Origin of the sequence: Microbacterium paraoxydans (assembly GCF_020524545.1) — a bacterium.
Lineage (GTDB): Bacteria > Actinomycetota > Actinomycetes > Actinomycetales > Microbacteriaceae > Microbacterium > Microbacterium paraoxydans_C.
Window position 1 is genome coordinate 679,895 of sequence record NZ_JAIVLG010000002.1, and the last position, 17,217, is coordinate 697,111.

At 69.0% G+C, this 17,217-nt stretch carries 19 protein-coding genes and 1 pseudogene; 8 read left to right on the forward strand and 12 right to left on the reverse strand.

The window, feature by feature from the left end; genetic code table 11:
* Positions 1 to 143: 143 nt before the first annotated feature.
* Entirely contained in the window at positions 144 to 1,091 is a 948-nt protein-coding gene (gene dapD, locus LC041_RS07850; RefSeq protein WP_226532542.1) for a 2,3,4,5-tetrahydropyridine-2,6-dicarboxylate N-succinyltransferase, read from the reverse strand.
* 65 nt (positions 1,092 to 1,156) lie between these two features.
* Between dapD and dapE the strand changes: the two genes are divergently transcribed.
* The 3 genes from dapE to LC041_RS07865 all read left to right on the forward strand — a co-directional run bounded on the left by dapE (position 1,157) and on the right by LC041_RS07865 (position 3,697).
* The gene (gene dapE / locus LC041_RS07855; protein ID WP_226532543.1) at positions 1,157 to 2,230 is read left to right on the forward strand and encodes a succinyl-diaminopimelate desuccinylase; all 1,074 of its coding nucleotides are present in this window, start codon (positions 1,157 to 1,159) and stop codon (positions 2,228 to 2,230) included.
* The gene (locus LC041_RS07860; protein WP_226532544.1) at positions 2,212 to 3,429 is read left to right on the forward strand and encodes a hypothetical protein; all 1,218 of its coding nucleotides are present in this window, start codon (positions 2,212 to 2,214) and stop codon (positions 3,427 to 3,429) included. Before dapE ends, LC041_RS07860 begins: the two co-directional genes overlap by 19 nt.
* Before the next feature lie 94 nt (positions 3,430 to 3,523).
* Complete coding sequence (locus LC041_RS07865; protein ID WP_017203323.1) at positions 3,524 to 3,697, forward strand: DUF3117 domain-containing protein; 174 nt, start codon at positions 3,524 to 3,526, stop codon at positions 3,695 to 3,697.
* Positions 3,698 to 3,798: 101 nt separating this feature from the next.
* Here LC041_RS07865 and LC041_RS07870 read toward each other — a convergent pair whose 3' ends face one another.
* On the reverse strand, positions 3,799 to 4,437 hold the full coding sequence (locus tag LC041_RS07870; protein ID WP_226532545.1) for an O-methyltransferase: 639 nt from the start codon (positions 4,435 to 4,437) through the stop codon (positions 3,799 to 3,801).
* Between the two features lie 89 nt (positions 4,438 to 4,526).
* Here LC041_RS07870 and LC041_RS07875 point away from each other — a divergent pair, with 89 nt between their 5' ends.
* Entirely contained in the window at positions 4,527 to 4,901 is a 375-nt protein-coding gene (locus tag LC041_RS07875; RefSeq protein ID WP_226532546.1) for a twin-arginine translocase TatA/TatE family subunit, read from the forward strand.
* A gap of 4 nt (positions 4,902 to 4,905) precedes the next feature.
* Here LC041_RS07875 and LC041_RS07880 read toward each other — a convergent pair whose 3' ends face one another.
* The 4 genes from LC041_RS07880 to LC041_RS07895 are packed head-to-tail and all read right to left on the reverse strand — an operon-like array spanning position 4,906 to position 8,321.
* Positions 4,906 to 5,400, reverse strand: a complete 495-nt coding sequence (locus tag LC041_RS07880; protein WP_226532547.1) for a YcxB family protein — start codon at positions 5,398 to 5,400, stop codon at positions 4,906 to 4,908.
* A gap of 4 nt (positions 5,401 to 5,404) precedes the next feature.
* Entirely contained in the window at positions 5,405 to 6,544 is a 1,140-nt protein-coding gene (locus LC041_RS07885) for an Mrp/NBP35 family ATP-binding protein (RefSeq protein ID WP_226532548.1), read from the reverse strand.
* On the reverse strand, positions 6,541 to 7,053 hold the full coding sequence (locus LC041_RS07890; protein ID WP_226532549.1) for a DUF1003 domain-containing protein: 513 nt from the start codon (positions 7,051 to 7,053) through the stop codon (positions 6,541 to 6,543). The genes LC041_RS07885 and LC041_RS07890 overlap by 4 nt, the downstream gene beginning before the upstream one ends.
* Positions 7,053 to 8,321, reverse strand: a complete 1,269-nt coding sequence (locus LC041_RS07895) for a magnesium transporter MgtE N-terminal domain-containing protein (protein ID WP_226532550.1) — start codon at positions 8,319 to 8,321, stop codon at positions 7,053 to 7,055. Before LC041_RS07895 ends, LC041_RS07890 begins: the two co-directional genes overlap by 1 nt.
* Before the next feature lie 85 nt (positions 8,322 to 8,406).
* Between LC041_RS07895 and LC041_RS07900 the strand changes: the two genes are divergently transcribed.
* Together LC041_RS07900 and LC041_RS07905 are read left to right on the forward strand one after the other, a co-directional pair.
* Positions 8,407 to 9,120 (forward strand): general stress protein, encoded by a 714-nt coding sequence (locus LC041_RS07900; RefSeq protein WP_226532551.1) that lies wholly within the window; start codon positions 8,407 to 8,409, stop codon positions 9,118 to 9,120.
* A 25-nt stretch (positions 9,121 to 9,145) separates the two neighbouring features.
* Positions 9,146 to 9,808 carry an alpha/beta hydrolase family protein gene (locus tag LC041_RS07905; RefSeq protein WP_226532552.1) on the forward strand — a complete coding sequence of 221 codons (663 nt, stop codon included), beginning with the start codon at positions 9,146 to 9,148 and terminating at the stop codon, positions 9,806 to 9,808.
* A gap of 3 nt (positions 9,809 to 9,811) precedes the next feature.
* On the opposite strand, the gene LC041_RS07910 is transcribed toward LC041_RS07905, so the two are convergent.
* The 3 genes from LC041_RS07910 to LC041_RS07920 are packed head-to-tail and all read right to left on the reverse strand — an operon-like array spanning position 9,812 to position 13,212.
* Positions 9,812 to 10,720: a phosphotransferase gene (locus LC041_RS07910; protein ID WP_226532553.1), complete on the reverse strand. Its 909-nt coding sequence runs from the start codon at positions 10,718 to 10,720 to the stop codon at positions 9,812 to 9,814.
* 9 nt (positions 10,721 to 10,729) lie between these two features.
* Positions 10,730 to 12,151, reverse strand: coding sequence for an aminopeptidase P family protein (locus LC041_RS07915; RefSeq protein WP_226532554.1), 1,422 nt, complete (start codon positions 12,149 to 12,151; stop codon positions 10,730 to 10,732).
* Positions 12,152 to 12,189: 38 nt separating this feature from the next.
* Complete coding sequence (locus LC041_RS07920) at positions 12,190 to 13,212, reverse strand: endonuclease/exonuclease/phosphatase family protein (RefSeq protein ID WP_226532555.1); 1,023 nt, start codon at positions 13,210 to 13,212, stop codon at positions 12,190 to 12,192.
* 100 nt (positions 13,213 to 13,312) lie between these two features.
* Here LC041_RS07920 and LC041_RS07925 point away from each other — a divergent pair.
* Positions 13,313 to 14,182 (forward strand): annotated as a pseudogene (locus LC041_RS07925) (PHP domain-containing protein); the annotation flags it as partial.
* 18 nt (positions 14,183 to 14,200) lie between these two features.
* Here LC041_RS07925 and LC041_RS07930 read toward each other — a convergent pair.
* Entirely contained in the window at positions 14,201 to 15,721 is a 1,521-nt protein-coding gene (locus LC041_RS07930) for a DEAD/DEAH box helicase (RefSeq protein ID WP_226532556.1), read from the reverse strand.
* A gap of 195 nt (positions 15,722 to 15,916) precedes the next feature.
* Here LC041_RS07930 and LC041_RS07935 point away from each other — a divergent pair, with 195 nt between their 5' ends.
* Complete coding sequence (locus tag LC041_RS07935; RefSeq protein WP_226532557.1) at positions 15,917 to 16,630, forward strand: ferritin-like fold-containing protein; 714 nt, start codon at positions 15,917 to 15,919, stop codon at positions 16,628 to 16,630.
* 6 nt (positions 16,631 to 16,636) lie between these two features.
* On the opposite strand, the gene LC041_RS07940 is transcribed toward LC041_RS07935, so the two are convergent.
* Together LC041_RS07940 and LC041_RS07945 are read right to left on the reverse strand one after the other, a co-directional pair.
* Positions 16,637 to 16,924, reverse strand: coding sequence for a hypothetical protein (locus tag LC041_RS07940; protein ID WP_226532558.1), 288 nt, complete (start codon positions 16,922 to 16,924; stop codon positions 16,637 to 16,639).
* Between the two features lie 7 nt (positions 16,925 to 16,931).
* Positions 16,932 to 17,156 (reverse strand): DUF3107 domain-containing protein, encoded by a 225-nt coding sequence (locus LC041_RS07945; protein ID WP_226532559.1) that lies wholly within the window; start codon positions 17,154 to 17,156, stop codon positions 16,932 to 16,934.
* Between the last annotated feature and the right edge of the window lie 61 nt (positions 17,157 to 17,217).

Genomic DNA, 17,217 nt, shown 5'->3' on the forward strand with positions numbered 1-17,217 from the left:
CGGTTCGGCTCGCTTCGGTCCTCAGAGACCCCGTGACGACGACGATGTTGTGGGACCGGCGGTCCGTGCAACGCTTCTAGTCTATCAGCGCGGGCATGCCGTCAGCTGCATGCCCGCGTCGTGCGCGAGTCGTCGAGCGCGGATCAGGCGTGCAGGGCCTGGTTCAGCGTCACTCCGACACCCGCCCGTCGCACGGCCTCGACCGCTCCGCTGAGGGAGTTGCGACGGAAGAGCAGTCCATCCTGGCCCGAGAGCTCTGCGCCCTTCACCGTCCGCCGTCCGCCGTCCGGAGTCGCGGGACCGTCGGCGAGGACGATCTTGGTGCCGGCCGTCACGTAGAGTCCCGCCTCGACGATGCAGTCATCGCCGAGCGAGATGCCGATGCCTGCGTTGGCGCCGAGGAGGGTGCGCGCTCCGATCGACACGCGATGGGTGCCGCCGCCCGAGAGGGTGCCCATGATGGAGGAGCCGCCGCCGATGTCACTGCCGTCCCCGACGACGACACCCTGCGAGATGCGTCCCTCGACCATCGAGGCGCCGAGAGTGCCAGCGTTGAAGTTGACGAAGCCCTCGTGCATCACCGTCGTGCCGGGGGAGAGGTGGGCTCCGAGGCGGACGCGGGACGCGTCGGCGATGCGCACGCCGGGGGGCTGGACGTAGTCGGTCAGACGGGGGAACTTGTCCAACCCCTGCACCTGGATGCCTGCGCGCTGGAGGTGCGGGCGGAGCCGCGCCGCGACGTCGGGGTGCACCGGCCCTGCGTTCGTCCAGGCGACGTTCGGCAGGTGCCCGAAGATGCCGTCGAGGTTCAGCTCGTTGGGGCGCGCGACGAGGTGCGAGAGCGCGTGCAGTCGCAGATATGCGTCTGCCGTGGACGCGGGGGCCTCGTCGAGGTCGATCTGCAGCTGCACGACCTCGACCGTGACATCTCGTCGCTCGTCGCGTCCGACGAGGGGCTCGAGCGCAGCGACCGCAGCCTCGTCCGCGACCGATGCGCCACGGCGCACCTCCGGGTACCAGGCATCGAGAACCGTGCCGTCCCCGGCGATCGTGGTCAGTCCGATACCCCATACCGTGCGTGCGTCGCTCATCCCTCCACGCTATCGCGCCCGGCCGGTGACGACGTCACGCATGACGGGGAAAGTAGGCTGGACGCATGGTGCTCGATCTGACCGCGTCCTCCGTCGAACTCACTCGTGCGATCTGCGACATTCCGAGCGTCTCCGGCGACGAGCAGACGCTGGCCGACGCGATCGAGGCCGCGCTCTCACCGCTGGCCCATCTCGAGGTCTTCCGCCACGGCAACACGATCGTCGCCCGCACCGACCTCGGGCGTGCCCAGCGCGTCGCGATCGCCGGTCACATCGACACCGTGCCGATCAACGCCAACCTCCCGACCCGGGATATCGAGATCGATGGAGTGCCGTACCTGTGGGGACGCGGAACGGTGGACATGAAGGCCGGGACCGCCGTGCAGCTGAAGCTCGCGGCCGAGCTCACCGCTCCCGCCGTCGACATCACCTGGATGTGGTACGACAACGAGGAGATCGAAGCCTCCAAGAACGGTCTCGGTCTGCTCGCCGCCGTTCGTCCCGATCTGTTCCAGGCGGACTTCGCGATCCTCGGCGAGCCGTCCAACGGCGAGGTGGAGGGGGGCTGCAACGGCACCCTTCGAGCGCTGGTCCGTACGACCGGCGTCCGAGCGCACAGCGCCCGCGCGTGGATCGGTGAGAACGCGATCCACAGCGCCGCGCCCATCCTCACCCGGCTGGCGGAGTACCGCGCGAAGGAGGTGCTCGTCGAAGGACTGCTCTACCGCGAGAGCCTGAGCGCCGTGCGTATCGCGGGCGGCGTCGCGGGGAACGTCATCCCCGATGCCTGCGAGGTCGAGGTCAACTACCGTTTCGCTCCGAACAAGTCGGCTGCGGATGCCGAGTCCCATCTGCGCGGAGTCCTCGCCGGCTTCGACATCGAGATCACGGACGCCGCCGAGGGCGCGCGCCCGGGGCTCGATGCCGAGATCGCGAAGCAGTTCGTGGCGGCCGTCGGAGCGGAGCCGCGCCCGAAGTACGGGTGGACGGACGTCGCGCGGTTCTCGGCTCTCGGTATCCCCGCGGTGAACTACGGCCCGGGCGACCCCCACCTCGCACACCACGACGAGGAGCGCGTGCCGCTCGCGCAGATCGACGCCGTGGAGCGGGGCCTGCGCGTATGGCTCGCTTCGCGCTGAGCACCGCTCGCCGGTGGGCGCACGCGCCGCTCGCGCTGCGCATCGCGCTCATCTATCTCGGTGCGCGGGTGGTCACGACCGCGTTCTTCCTCGTAGCGGGCTCTCTGTCGACCGGCGCCTCCCGGTTCGGGGCAGACGCGAGCCTCGTCGACTTCATCCTCGGCTGGGACGCTCAGTGGTACTGGCTCGTCGCGGAGACCGGGTACCCGGCCGACCTTCCCCTGACCGACTCCGGCGAGGTCGCCGAGAACGCCTGGGCGTTCATGCCGGTGTTCGCCTTCGCGGCCAAGACGGTCGGGTTCCTGTTCGGCTCGTGGGGCGTGGGGGCTCTCCTGATCTCGTTCGTCTCCGGATACCTCGCCTGCCTCGCCCTGCACCGCCTGCTCCGTGACCGCATCGGAAGCGGCGCGGCGACCTGGGCGGTCGTCTTCTTCGCCGCCGGGCCCATCGCGGCCATGTTCCAGGTCGGCTACGCCGAGACCCTCTTCCTCCTGCTGCTGTTCCTCGCACTCGACGCGACCGCCCGACACCGCTACTCCTGGCTCTACGTGCTCATCCCGGTGATGGCGTTCACCCGCCCCGGTGTGCTCGCCTTCGCCCTCTACCTGGGGCTGCACGGGATCATGCGGTGGATTCGTCGGAAGGAGGAGCCGCTCTCCGGTCGGGAGATCGCGCACATCCTGGCGCTCGGTGCGCTGGCGAGCGTGACCGGGTTCGCGTGGCAGGTGATCGCCGGCATCGTCACCGGTGACCCCGGCGCATATCTCGCCACCGAGCTCGCCTGGCGTCGTCACTGGATCGTCGGCGGGGTCGACGGTTTCGTCCCGTTCGAAGGCTGGGTCCAGGCAGCGCAGTTCTGGTTCGGCTTCTGGGGGTTTCCGCAGTGGTGGGGGCCGATCGCACTGGTGCTCCTGGTCGTCGGGTTCGCGGCCGCGCTGTTGTACTCCCCGCAGGTCCGCGCCCTCGGGGGTGAGCTGCGACTGTGGAGCGCAAGCTACCTCCTCTACCTGCTCGCCGTGTTCTTCCCGCAGTCGAGCACGTTCCGTCTGCTCCTGCCGCTGAGCCCGTTGTGGGGCGCGGTCGCCGTCCCGCGGTCACGGCGTTGGCGACTCGGAATCCTGGCGCTGTGTCTCGTCGGGCAGTGGATCTGGATCTTCCACATGTACGCGCTCGGAAACACGTTCTGGCAGGTGCCGTGATCGTGAAGCTCCGCCCAATTGTTGCTCGGTGACCTCCAGGCCCCGGTGACACCCGATAAACTCATCCCATACCACCGGAGGAAAGGGAGCCACGATGGCAGCGATGAAGCCGAGGACCGGAGACGGACCCATGGAGGCCGTGAAAGAAGGACGACTCATCATCGTGCGCGTTCCGCTCGAAGGCGGCGGCCGTCTGGTCGTCTCCGTGAACGACGCAGAGGCCAAGGAGCTTCACGACGTGCTCGCCGCCGTCGTGGCGCCGGCCTGATCGATCTCGGGTCCGCGTCCGCGGATTCGGAAGGGCGGTGGATCTCGGATCCACCGCCCTTCGTCGATTGCGAGGTCTTCGCAGCGGCCGGAGCCGAGGGCTCAGTCCCGCTCGGGAAGGCTGATGAGTTGCAACAGGCCTTCGCCGGCGGGGGACACCGTCGCCAGCACTGCCGACGACTCTTGCGTCTCCTGCACCAGCGAGCGGTAAGCGGAGGTGACCTCGTCGCGCTGCACCGGGTCGGCGACGCGACCACCGGCGAGGATGCGAGGTACCAGGACGAGTCCGCCCGTGCGAGCGAGGCGAAGCCCGTGTTCGACGTATTCGATCACGTGTTCGGGGTCGGCATCGACCAGCACGATGTCGTAGGAAGCTTCGTTCATCCGAGGCAGGACGTCGATGGCGCGCCCGGTGATGAACCGGACCCGCGTGGAAGGGACCTTCGCATCGGCGAACGCCTGGCGCGCGGCCGCGAGGTGCTCGGGCTCGTTGTCGATCGAGGTGAGCACGGCCTGCGGGGCACCGCGGAGGAGCCAGAGTCCCGAGACGCCGGCGCCGGTGCCGATCTCGACGATCGACCGCGCGCCCGTCGCAGCCGCGAGCACGGCGATCTGGGAGCCGACGACCGTGCTGACCGGCATTGCGCCCAGCTCGATCGCGTGTGCGCGGGCACGGGCGATGGCGTCCGGTTCGACGATGGACTCGCGGAGGAAACGCGCGTTCGCGTCGTGCTCGCTCATAGCCTGTTCTCCCTGCCTGCCCGGTGATTCCCTCCAGCGTATTCGCTCGTCGCGCGCGAGGACCGCAGGCGCGGCGGTAGCCTGTACAGATGACGTTCGGGCTCACCTTCGAGAAGATGCTGCTGATCGGCCTCATCGCGGTCCTGATCATCGGTCCTGAGCGTCTTCCGCGGGCCGCCGAGAGCTTCTCGCGAATGGTCCGCAAGGCCGGTGAGTACCTCCGCGACACCAAGAGCCGGATGCGCCAGGAGATGGGCCCCGAGCTGGACGATGTCGATTGGCGAAAGCTCGATCCCCGCCAATATGATCCGCGCCGGATCATCCGCGACGCCCTGTTCGAGGAGCCTCAGCCGGCGACGCCGATGCAGGCCACGCAGGCGATCGCCGAGCCGATCGCCCCTCGAGCCGCCCCGCAGGAGTTCAGCGCGACGAATCGCCCTCCGTTCGATTCCGAGGCCACCTGATCCTCTAGGAGATCCGTGAGCGCAGCGTCGTGATGTCCGCGTCGCTGAAGAGGGCACGGGGGATGGCGGTGGCCGCGCTCGTGCCGCGCACCTTGAGCAGTACCGCATCCCTGCCTACGCGCATGCTCTGGAACGTTCCGTAGGCGATCTCCGACTGTCTCCTGCCGCTGCCCAGCCTCAGCACGCCGTCTTCGAGCTGTGCCCACACCACGGTCTCGACGGGCATCGCCGTCCGTACGGCCTGGCGCGCGGACGAGACCGACATCACGACGGCGAACACCGCGAGGCCGACGATCAGCAACGGCATCCAGCCTGCGCCGAACGGTGGTTCCGTGCCGCTGGGCACGGGCGTGCTCAGGTTCAGGATGCTGAGCGTCAGCGCGCCGGCGAGCGCGACCCACATGACGATGGCGGCCGGCCGGGTCAACGAGTAGATCGCCGCGTCGCGAGCCATTCGTTGCAGCAGCCCCTCGTCGATCGTCAGGGAGCGGGGAGGCATCGGGTCACTCCTCCTTGCGCGGTCCACCGACGGTCATCGGCAGCGAACGACCGGCGAGGCCCCGCCCCCGCCGTGTGAGGGAGCGAGCGAGATCGTGGATCGCGGTGGCTGCGGCATCCGTGGCTCCCCCCGAGATGAGAGGGGCGCCGGCGTCTCCACTCTGTCGCAGCGCGGGGCTCAGGGGAATCGACGCCAGAAGCGGGACGGCCTCGTCCGGCTCGGAGAGCGCCTCGGCGACGGCCGCTCCGCCGCCTGACCCGAACAGGTCCAGCGCGGTTCCGTCTGGCAGCGTGTAGGCGGCCATGTTCTCGACGACGCCGATCACGTGCTGGCCGGTCTGCCGTGCGACGAGCCCGCTGCGGATCGCCACATCCGAGGCCGCCGTCTGCGGGGTCGTCACGACGAGGACCTCCGCGTGCGGGAGCAGCTGACCGATCGAGATGGCGATGTCGCCCGTGCCGGGAGGCATGTCGATGAGCAATATGTCGAGGTCGCCGAAGAAGACGTCGGTGAGGAACTGCGACACGGTGCGATGCAGCATCGGCCCCCTCCACGCCACGACGGACTCGCCGTCGCGCAGGAACATCCCGATCGAGATGGTCTTCACACCGTGCGCCACCGGGGGCAGCATCAGGTCGTCGATACGCGTCGGCTGCGTCCCCGCGGGGATGCCGAGGAGGCCCGGGATGGAGAATCCGTGCACGTCGGCATCGACGAGTCCGACCGAGAGACCCTGATCGGCGAGGGCGACGGCGAGGTTCGCGGTGACGGTGGACTTTCCCACTCCGCCCTTGCCGCTCGAGACGAGGATCACACGGGTGAGGGAGTCGGGGCCGAACGGCATGTGCCGCGCCGGACGGCCGTCGCGGAGTTTCTCGGTCAGCGCCTTCCGCTCGGCAGGCGTCATCACGCCCACCGCGACGTCGACACCGGTGACGCCGGGGACGGACGCCGCGGCCTGTCGCACGTCGGCTTCGATTCGCGCCGCTGCGGGGCAGCCCACGATCGTCAGCACGATGCCGACCTGGGCGCGGCCGTGCTCGACGGAGATGTCGCGCACCATGTCGAGGTCGCCGATGGGGCGACGCAGCTCGGGGTCCGTCACGGCGGAGACCGCGGTGCGGACGAGGTCGGCCGCGGTCACGATGCGGCGCCCCTCGATGCCTCGTCGTCGGTGTCCCCGAGCTCGGCGAGCAGAGCCTTCAGCTCCTGCCGAAGCACGTCTCGGGTCACGGCTTGCGAGTTGCGCTCCTCGAGCGCCATGCGCAGCGCCACGATCTCGCGGGCCAGGTACTCGGTGTCGGCCAGGTTGCGCTCGGCGCGCTGGCGATCCTGCTCGATCTGCACCCGATCGCGGTCGTCCTGGCGGTTCTGCGCGAGCAGGATCAGCGGAGCGGCGTAGGAGGCCTGCAATGAGAGCATGAGCGTCAGGGCCGTGAACCCGAGCGCGGCATCATCGAAACGCAGCTCCTCGGGCATCAGCGTGTTCCAGACGATCCAGACCACGCAGAACAGGCTGAGGATCACGAGGAACGCCGGCGTCCCCATCGCCCGCGCGACCCACTCCGTGAATCGCCCGAAGCGATCGCGAGAGGTGGTGCGGGGGCGGCCCGTGCTGCGTCCCGGCGCGTCCAGACGCGACTCGCGGGCCATCAGCTCGTCTCCTTCGCGGCGGCGGCGATGTCGTCGCTGTCCTGTGAACGCCAGTCATCGGGGAGGAGATAGTCCAGCACATCGTCGATGCTGATGGCGCCGACGAGCCGATGGGCGGCGTCGATCACCGGCAGGGAGACGAGGTCGTAGCTCGCCAGCAGACGTGCCACCTCGGCTGCCGATGCCGTGACGGGAACGGGCTCGAGGCTGTCATCGAGGATCGCTCCGAGCCGTTCGTGCGGGGGATAGCGCAGCATCCGCTGGAAATGCACGAGCCCGAGCAGGCGGCCGGTAGGTGTCTCGAACGGGGGGAGGGTCACGAACACCGCCGCAGCCAGCGCCGGGTGCAGCTCGTGGCGGCGGATCAGGGCGAGGGCTTCGGCGACGGTGGCATCGGCCGACAGGATGATCGGTTCCGGGGTCATCAGACCGCCGGCGGTGTCCGGGCCGTAGCGCAGCAGCATCCGGACGTCCTCGGCCTCCTCCGGCTCCATCAGCTCGAGGAGCTGCTCCAGGCGGTCCGGTGTGAGCTGGGCGAGCAGATCGGCTGCATCGTCCGGCTCCATCTGGTCGAGGATGTCGGCCGCGCGCTCATCGCCGAGCCGGTCGAGGATGTGCACCTGCTCGTCCTCGGGCATCTCCTCGAGGGCATCGGCGAGGCGATCGTCCGAGAGCTCTTCGGCGACCTCGATCATGCGCTGCTGGGGCAGATCGAGAAGCGTGTTCGCGAGGTCGGCGGCATGCAGTTCGGAGTACGAGGCGACGAGCTGTTCAGCCGACTGGGATTCTCCCGGTGCACGTTCCTCGGCGACCTCGTTCCACGCGGCGAACGTCGTCGGTCCCTTGGCGAAGGGCGAGGCGCTGGTCTTCGGCCGACGCAGGAAGAGCTGGCTGATGGCCCATTCCCCGAGGCGGTTGGGCTCGATCGCCACGTCCTCGATCACGGCCTTGCCGCTGCCGTCGGCGAAGCTGACCCGCCTTCCGAGCATCTCCGCGAGCACACGCACCTCACCCGCACGCGGAGAGAAGCGTCGCACGTTGATGAGCCCGGTGGTGATGACCTGACCGGAGCGGATCGAGGTGACGCGGCCGATCGAGAGGAACACGTGTCGTCGTCCCGGGATCTCGACCACGAGACCGATCACGCGGGGTGCCGCGGTACTTCGGTACACCACGACGACATCCCGGACCTTGCCGAGCCGGTCGCCGACGGGATCGAAGACGGCGCACCCGGCCAGGCGCGCGGCGAAAACCCGTTGTGTGCTCACCCCTCCAGAGTAGTCGGCGGGTACGGTCATGCGCGGGATGGCCGCGCCTCGGACGGTGTGGCGATGCGCATGGAAGAATAGTCGGATGAGTATGCTGAACCGCCCCGCGAACAGCTCGGAGACCGGCGAGACCGTCGCTTCCACGCGCGACTACGAGAACGCACAGAAGACCGTCTCGAAGCTGATCGCCGGGGAGGTTCCGGCACGGGACATCGCGATCGTCGGGCAGAGTGTACGCACGGTCGAGCGTGTCACCGGCAAGCTCGGCTATGCCGCGGCGGCACGCTCCGGCGCGATCAACGGAGTGCTGATCGGCCTGTTCCTGTCCGCGATCCTCGTGCTCGGCAACCCCGAGGTCCCGATCCAGCTGTTCGTGGGTTTCGTTCTCATCGGTGTCGCCGTCGGGATGCTCCTGAGCCTCGTGACCTACGCGATCGTGCGGCGTCGGCGTGACTTCGCCAGCGTCACGCAGTTCGCGGCGGATCACTACGAGGTCACCGTCCAAGCCGCCTCTCTCGCCAAGGCTCGCGATGTGCTCGGCGCGACGCGCGTCGCTCCGGTGCGGCCCCCGGTGAACCTCGACGAGCCGCCCCGATACGGAGAGCGGATCCCCCCCGGCGCTCCTGCTCCTACGCCGGCACCCGAAGAGCCCGTGATCCCCCCGCGTCCCGCCGATCCCGTGACAGAACCGGCCGCCGACCCGGAGCCGGGGGCGCCCGCACCGGAGCCGGGGGACGCTGGACCGATCGAGCCCGACGCGACCCCCGGCGCAGACGGCGCCTCGGGCGAGCGGGCCTGACGCCGATCCCGGCACGTTTCGCCTGATGGCCGAGATCGAGGTCGCCCTGCCGAACGGAGTCACCGTCGTGTCCGCAGACTGGACCCGCGGCGACAACGGCGCGACGGTGATCGTCGCCCACGGTGCGGGCGGGGGAAAGGACCACCCTTTCCTCACCGGGTACGTCGAGGCACTCAGTGCGATCGGCTTCTCGACACTCCGCTTCAATTTCCCGTACGTGCAGCAGGGGCGGCGGATGCCGGGGCCGGCCGCGCACGCGATCGCCACCTGGAACGCGGTCACGATGTTCGCGCGCACGTCGGACCCCGCGGCGACGATCTGGGCGACGGGGAAGTCCTACGGCGGACGCATGGCATCGATGGCGGTCGCGGAGGGCTTGCGCGTGGACGGACTCGCCTACCTCGGCTATCCCCTGCATCCGCCGGGGCGGCCGGAGAAGCCCCGGGTCGAACACCTGCCGGCGATCACCGTGCCACAGCTGTTCGTCGAGGGGACGAACGATCCCTTCATCCAGCCGATCTCGCAGTTCGAACAGGCGGTCGAGGCCTGTCAGGATGCGCGCATCGTCTGGTTCGAGGGCGGCGGGCACACGTTCGAGGTGAAGGGCCGCAAGCTCCCCGCGGAGCAGATCGGTGCCTCGCTCGCCCCGATCGTGGCCGAGTTCGCCCTCGGAAGCGCTGAGGACTGACTTTCAGTCGATGAGAACCGACAGCTCCGGGTCCGCGAGCACGCGGCGGACGGTGGAGACCCCCAGCGCGCTCATCTCCGGGTTCGAGTTCTCGTAGTACCAGCCGAGGCCCAGTGCCTGTTGCAGCGCCCATCCGGCACCCCGCCGCCATTCGGCCTCGCCGACGGAGATACCGTCGCGGACGAGGCGTCGCGCCGGGGCGTCGAGGATGTGCCAGGCGGCGACGAGGTCGAGCGCCGGGTCCGCAGGCCCGAAGCCCCCGCCGTCGAGCACACCCGCCAGCCGGACCTCGTCGCCGCGGTCTATGACCAGGAGGTTGAACGGCGTGAGGTCACGGTGGCTCATCAGCGGAACATCTGCGGGCGGAAGCGCGCGCAGGGCCGCCCAGAGCCTCGCCGTGCGCTCCACGTCGATCAGGTGGTCGCTCCGCGACAGACACTCCGAGACCCAGCCATCGTGGTCGCCGAGTCGCCCGCCGCGGCCGTTCCCGTCGAACACCCGCCCGCGTACATCGACCGACCGCAATGCACGGATGAGGACGACCAGATCCTGAGCGAGTGCTTCCGAGGCGGCGGCTTGAAGGGGTCCCAGCGGCTCGCCCTCGATCCAGGATTGGATCGCCCAGGCCGAGTCGAACTCCTCCGACGCGGCGGCGGTTCCGTACGGTCGCGGGGCGGGGAACGGAATCGCCCCCGCCAGCTCGTCGAGCGCCGCGGCCTCGCGCACGAGAGTGGGCTCCGACGTCGCGAGGCGCGGGAAGCGTGCAACGAGGCCGTCGCCCACTCGAATTATCCTGTTCACCGTCCCCGTGGCCGTGATCGGCCGCAGGATCTCTCCGTGCAACTCGGGGAAGCGCCGTACGATCAGGCGTGCTGCGACCTCGGTCTCGAGCGCCAGCTCACCGTCATGCATCCGCCGATGTCAGCTCTGGAGCCGGGCGATCCATGCTTCCACCTCGTCCGCCGTGCGGGGGATGTCGGCGGAGAGGTTGACGGGGCCGTCCTCGGTCATCAGGATGTCGTCCTCGATGCGGACGCCGATGCCGCGAAGCTCTGCAGGAACGGTGAGGTCGTCGATCTGGAAGTACAGGCCCGGCTCGATCGTGAACACCATGCCGGGTGCCAGGACCCCGTCGTAGTACATCTCGCGGCGCGCCTGAGCGCAGTCATGCACATCGATGCCGAGATGGTGCGAGGTTCCGTGCACCATGTATCGACGGTGCTGGCCGCCCTTGTCCGCGTCGATCGCCTCGTCGGCCGTCACCGGCAGCAGGCCCCACTCCGCAGTGCGCGCGGCGATGACCGCCATGGCAGCCGCGTGCACGTCGCGGAACCGGACGCCCACTCGCGCGGCCGCGAACGCGGCGTCCGCGGCCTCGCGCACCGTCTCGTACACCCGGCGCTGCACCTCGGTGAAGGTGCCCGACACCGGCAGCGTGCGGGTGATGTCCGCCGTGTACAGGCTGTCGGCTTCGACTCCGGCGTCGACGAGGATCAGGTCGCCAGGTACCACGGTGCCGTCGTTGCGTGTCCAGTGCAGATAGCAGGCATGCGGACCGGAGGCCGCGATCGTGTCGTAGCCCTCGCCGTTGCCGTCTTCACGGGCACGGCGGTGGAAGACGCCCTCCACGACCCGCTCGCCGCGGGCGTGCGCCACCGCGGACGGGAGCTCGCGGACGATGTCGTCGAAGCCGTTCGCAGTGATCTCGACGGCGCGGCGCATCTCTGCGATCTCGAACTCGTCCTTGATCAGGCGCAACTCGGAGACGAAACGGGTGAGCGACTCGTCCTCGTCGAGCACGAGCTCTCCCTCGACGCTTTCGAGCTCGTGCAGATGGGCGGTCGCGATCTCGAGATCGGCCGCGACACCGTCGAGGGATGGGCGCGGACCGATCCAGAACTCGCCGATCGTGGCGTCGGCATAGAACTCCGTCGTGGTGCGATCGGCGCGCTCACGGAAGAAGAGCGTGACGTCGTGCCCCGTATCGGTCGGCGCGAAGACGAGGACCGAGTCGGGTTCGGCATCCGCGGCCCACCCTGTGAGGTGAGCGAAGGCGGAGTGCGCTCGGAAGACGTAGTCGGTGTCGTTGCTGCGCTGCTTCAGCGAACCTGCCGGGATGACGAGGCGCTTCCCAGGGAAAGCCGCAGAGACCGCGGCACGACGGACGGCGGCGTACGATGCTTGCGCGCGCGGTGCGGGAAGGGTCTCCGGACGCTCTGCCCACCCTGTGGAGATCGTGTCGAGGAATCCCTGCGGGAAGGGCTGCTTGCGGTTCGTACTGCTGTTCTCGACAGACGCTTCGACGGTGGTTTCTGCGATCGTGTCGCGTTCTCCGGTGCTCATCCTCCCAGTCTGTCACCTGCGAGGCGGGTTGCGGGAGCTCAGCCGGCCGGCTCCAGCTGGACGACGAGCGCGCGATGGTCACTGCCCCCGGCATCGGCCAGGACCACGGAGCCCGTCGGCGTCCAGTTCGGCGAGGCCATCACGTGATCGATCGGCGCCCCGGCGAGGGGCGGGAGCGAACTGGGCCACGTTCCCGCGAGACCGTTGCCGGTGCGCGAGGCGACATCGCGGCAGTACCCGATGTCGCCACCGCCCACTCCGAGCGGCGCCATGTGGTCGATCGTCGCGTTGAAGTCCCCGGCCAGGATGAAGTCGCCCTGCGGGCACTGGTCGGCGATCCACTGGAGATCGCTCTGCCACTGCTGCATCTCCTCCATGCGGGGAGCGACCGCGTGCACGGCGACGATCGTGGGGCCGGAGCCGTCGATCGGCATCAGCACGGCACTCGGCACGGAGCCCGTGTTGCTGCTGCCGTCCTTCGAGGACTCGATCACCGAGTACTCGCCGAGGTCGGGGGCGACCAGTACCGTGGTGTGCCAGGACTGGGGACCGTTGGGGACATCGGGGCGGAACTGCACGTGGTGCACCCACATCGGGTGCCCCTGTTCGCGCAGCATGATCGCGATGCGTTCGCCGACGTCCTCGGTGGTCTCCGGGAGCGCCACGATATCGGCACCCTGAGCGAGGATCTGCTGCGCGATCACCTCGGCGGATACGGCTTCGCCCGCCGTGTTCCACGTCAGTACCCGGATGCTGCTCTCCGTCTTCTGCGGGAGGTCGGTGGTGCCGAAGCCGCGGGTCGCTCCGATGATGCCGGTGGCGCCTGCGCCCAGCAACGCGACGATGAGCACCGACGCGGCGAACCCGCGCAGGGGACGGGCGAAGAGCAGCAGGAGCGCGAGCACGGCGAGCACGAGGAGTCCGCCGAGGACCAGCCCGCGCGCGGACACCAGCTGCGCGAACGGATACGTCTGCTCGAGACGGAAGAACTGCGGCCACACCACGATCGCCGTCGCGATCGCGAGCAGGACGGTGAAGAGGATCCCCAGTAGTCGAAACATCACCTCAAGCCTAGGAGCGCCGCCTGTGAAGTCCCTGCCTCGACATCCGTCTCCGTGCGCCTCCGCGTCCACCGGTGGTCGCGCTCGGTACGCTCGGAGGATGGCCTCTCCGTCCTCCGGGTTCGTCGGTCCCACCGACCTGCATCTGCACTCCAACCAGTCCGATGGCACGGAGTCGCCCGCGGAGGTGATCAGGCAGGCGCACGCGCACGGGATCCGCACCGCGGCGCTCACCGATCACGATCGCTCCACCGGATGGCAGGAGGCCGGCGACGCCGCCGTCGACCTCGGCATGACATTCATCCCGGGGATGGAGCTTTCCGCGAAGCACGATTGGCGCAGTGTGCACGTGCTCGGCTACCTCTTCGACCCCGATGATCCGGCTCTGCAGGCCGAGACCGACCGCATCCGCGGGGATCGGATCGGGCGCGCGGAACGGATCGTTCGCAACATCGGGCGCGACTACGACCTGGCCTGGGATGACGTCATCGCTCAGACGACTCTGGATGCGACCGTCGGCCGCCCCCACATCGCAGACGCCCTCGTGGCACGGGGCATCGTCCGCGACCGCACCGAGGCGTTCGACGGGATCCTCCATCCGCGCGAGGGCTACTACGAGCCGCACTACGCACCGGATCCGCTGACCGCGGTGCGCCTGATCACGCAAGCCGGGGGAGTGGCGATCGTCGCGCACCCGGTCACCGCCGGCCGGGACCGGATGATGCCGATCCCGTACATCGAGCGTCTGATCGCGGCCGGGCTCGGCGGCTTCGAGGTCGACCACCGCGAGAACACCGAGGCGGGCAAGCGGATGCTGCGCGAGCTTGCGCAGAAGCACGACCTCATCGTGACGGGGTCCAGCGACTACCACGGCAGCGGCAAGCCGAACCGTCCAGGCGAGAACACCACATCCGACGTGATGGTCGCGCGATTGCTCGCACGCGGCACCGGTGTCGAACCGCGCTCACCCTTCCGAGAAGTCGAGGCGTCAGGCTCCGGTGACCGGAGCGGCGCCGGCCCCGGAACCTCCACGGCGACGACGGCGGCGGCGTGCCGGCGCGGGCTTGCCGTCGTGGTGCTCCTTGCCCGCACCGTCGTGGGTGCCTGCGCCTTCGGCGCTGCGGTCTGCCGTCGGAGCGGACTGTCCTTCGCCGGTGGTGGCTTCCGATGCACCCTCGGTGAAGGTCGAGCCGACCGGAGTCGCGCTGTTGCGGCGGCGGCGGCGTCGTCGCGTCCCGGTCTTGTCGGCGCCCTCGGCGGCGGCGTCTGCCGCACGCTCGGGACGACGGGTGCGCTCGGTCTTCACGGATTCGGTCTTCGGAGCCGACACCAGGCGGCCCTTCGTTCCCTCGGGGATGTCGAGGTCTTCGTACAGGTGCGGACTCGACGAGTAGGTCTCGATGGGCTCCGGCTGACCGAAGTCGAGTGCCCGGTTGATGAGAGCCCACTTGTGCAGGTCCTCCCAGTCGACGAACGTGACGGCGATACCGGTCTTGCCGGCCCGACCCGTACGGCCGGCGCGGTGCAGGTACGTCTTCTCCTCGTCGGGAATCGTGTGGTTGATGACGTGGGTCACGTCGTCGACGTCGATGCCGCGCGCGGCCACATCCGTCGCGACGAGCACGTCGCGCTTGCCGGCCTTGAAAGCCGCCATGGAGCGCTCGCGCTGGTCCTGACCCATGTCGCCGTGCACACCGCCGACGTTGAACCCGCGATCGTTGAGCTCATCGACGAGGCGCTGTGCCGCGCGCTTGGTGCGCGTGAAGATCACCGTCTTTCCGCGGCCCTCGGCCTGCAGGATGCGGGCGATGATCTCGTCCTTGTCCATCGAGTGCGCGCGGTACACGAGGTGCTTGATGTTCGCCTGAGTGAGGCCCTCGTCCGGATCGTTGGCACGGATATGGATCGGGTTCGACATGAAGCGACGGGCGAGGGCCACGATCGGGCCGGGCATCGTGGCCGAGAACAGCTGCGTGTGGCGGACGGCCGGGACTTTCTGGAAGATCTTCTCGATGTCGGCGAGGAAGCCGAGGTCGAGCATCTTGTCGGCCTCGTCCAGCACGACCTCCGTCGCATTGGACAGGTCGAGCAGGCGCTGCCCAGCCAGGTCGATCAGGCGGCCGGGAGTGCCGACCACGATCTGCGCGCCTGCCTTGAGCTGGTCGATCTGGCCTTCGTAGGCCTTGCCTCCGTAGATGGCGACCACGCTGGTGGAGCGGTTGCTGGTGAGCAGGTCGATGTCCTCGTACACCTGCACCGCGAGCTCGCGGGTGGGGACGACGATGAGTGCCTTGACACCGTGCTCCGGGTCTTTGCCGAGGCGCTGGACGACGGGGATGCCGAACCCGAAGGTCTTTCCCGTTCCGGTCTTCGCCTGGCCGATGATGTCCTGCCCCGGAAGGCCGAGAGGGATGGTCTGCTCCTGGATCGGGAACGCATCGACGATGCCCTTGGCCGCGAGTGCGTCGACGATGTCCTGATCGATGCCGAGATCGGCGAAAGTTGTCACTTTTTCAGATTGCCTGTCCGGCGACCCTGGGGGATCGCCTCGTAAACGGATCCACGCCGTCTCTTGTGCCACAGGCGCGGTGCCCCGCTCCGACGGCGGGGACACGCCCAGCCTACCGGAGGGGTGGTGCGGACCAGGAAGGAGAGGCGCGCGCGGGTATTGTGAATCCCGTGGCGGACTCGAGAGGAAGACCTCGTGGTTAAGTGGTTCTGGCAGCGCGATGACGCGCCACGGCGAATCCTCACCCTGCGCAGCCGCGGAGAGCAGAGTGATGCGACGAGGGTCGACTTCGCCGAACTCGCCCCCGAGCTCGATCGATTCCTCGGTCAGGCCGCATACCTGCAGCTGGGCTACTTCGAGACGCTCACCAGACTCATCCGGGCGACCCCTGAGCTCTCCGAGAAGGAGTCGCTGTCACGGGCGGCCGGGGCGGCGTTGACCAAGCACCGGGGGATCGTGGAGGTCATCGCCGAGCGCGGCGGCGACCCGACGCAGGTGATGTTGCCCTTCCGTGAGAACCTCGACGCGTTCCGGCGGAAGACGATCGGTGCGCGCCCGCGGGAGACGCTCCTCGCCGTCTACATCACCGCCGGGATGCTCGACGACTTCTACCTCGCGCTCGCGTCGAGCTATGGGGATACCGGTCGTCGGGTCGCGGAGATCCTCCGTGAGGACGATGCCGGCCATGAGATCGTCGCGATCATCCAGGAGACGATCGAGAGCGATGAGGAGTGGCGGTCCCTGCTGTCGATGTGGGCACGTCGCCTCGTCGGCGACACCATTCTGGTCTGCCGTTCGGCCCTGCGGCCGGAACTGCTCCAGGTCGACGACGAGCGCGTCGAGCCGGTCTACACCGAGCTCATGGGCGCCCACGCACGCCGCATGGATGCGATGGGCCTCGCGTCCTAGGCGCCGTCAGATGCCGAGTGCCGCCTTGGCATCGGCATCGGAGCGCTTGCGCTGCGCGGTGACCGCAGCCGTCGCCACCGCGGCGATCGCGCTGGCGCCCAGCACGCTCGCGAGCCACAGCCAGATGTCGTCCTCGCCGACGCCGGCCCACTGCAGGCCCGTATAGGTGATCGCCGAGACCGCTGTGGCGACAGCGGGGGCGAGCGCCACTCCGCGCAGCTCGCGGCCCGAGATCAGGAAATGCACCGCGATGCCCAGGGCACACGCGCCGATGAGTGCGAGCAGGATGTACATCGTGTGCTCAGGCGACGAAGCCGACGCGGCGCGATTCCTCGGTGCCCAGCTCGACGTAGGCGAGGTTCGCCGTCGGGACGATGTAGGAGTTGCCCTTCACATCGGCGAAGCTCACGTGCGTGGCGTTCTGCTCCAGTGCCGAGGTGACCTGGGTGCGGACCTCGTCCGCGCTCACGCCGGTGTCGAAGCTCAGTTCGCGGCCGGTGTTGATGATGCCGATGCGGATTTCCACGCGTGCTCCTTGAAGTTCGGGGACTGGCCCAACTCTACCCCGCGGGCCCCGGGCCGGATCG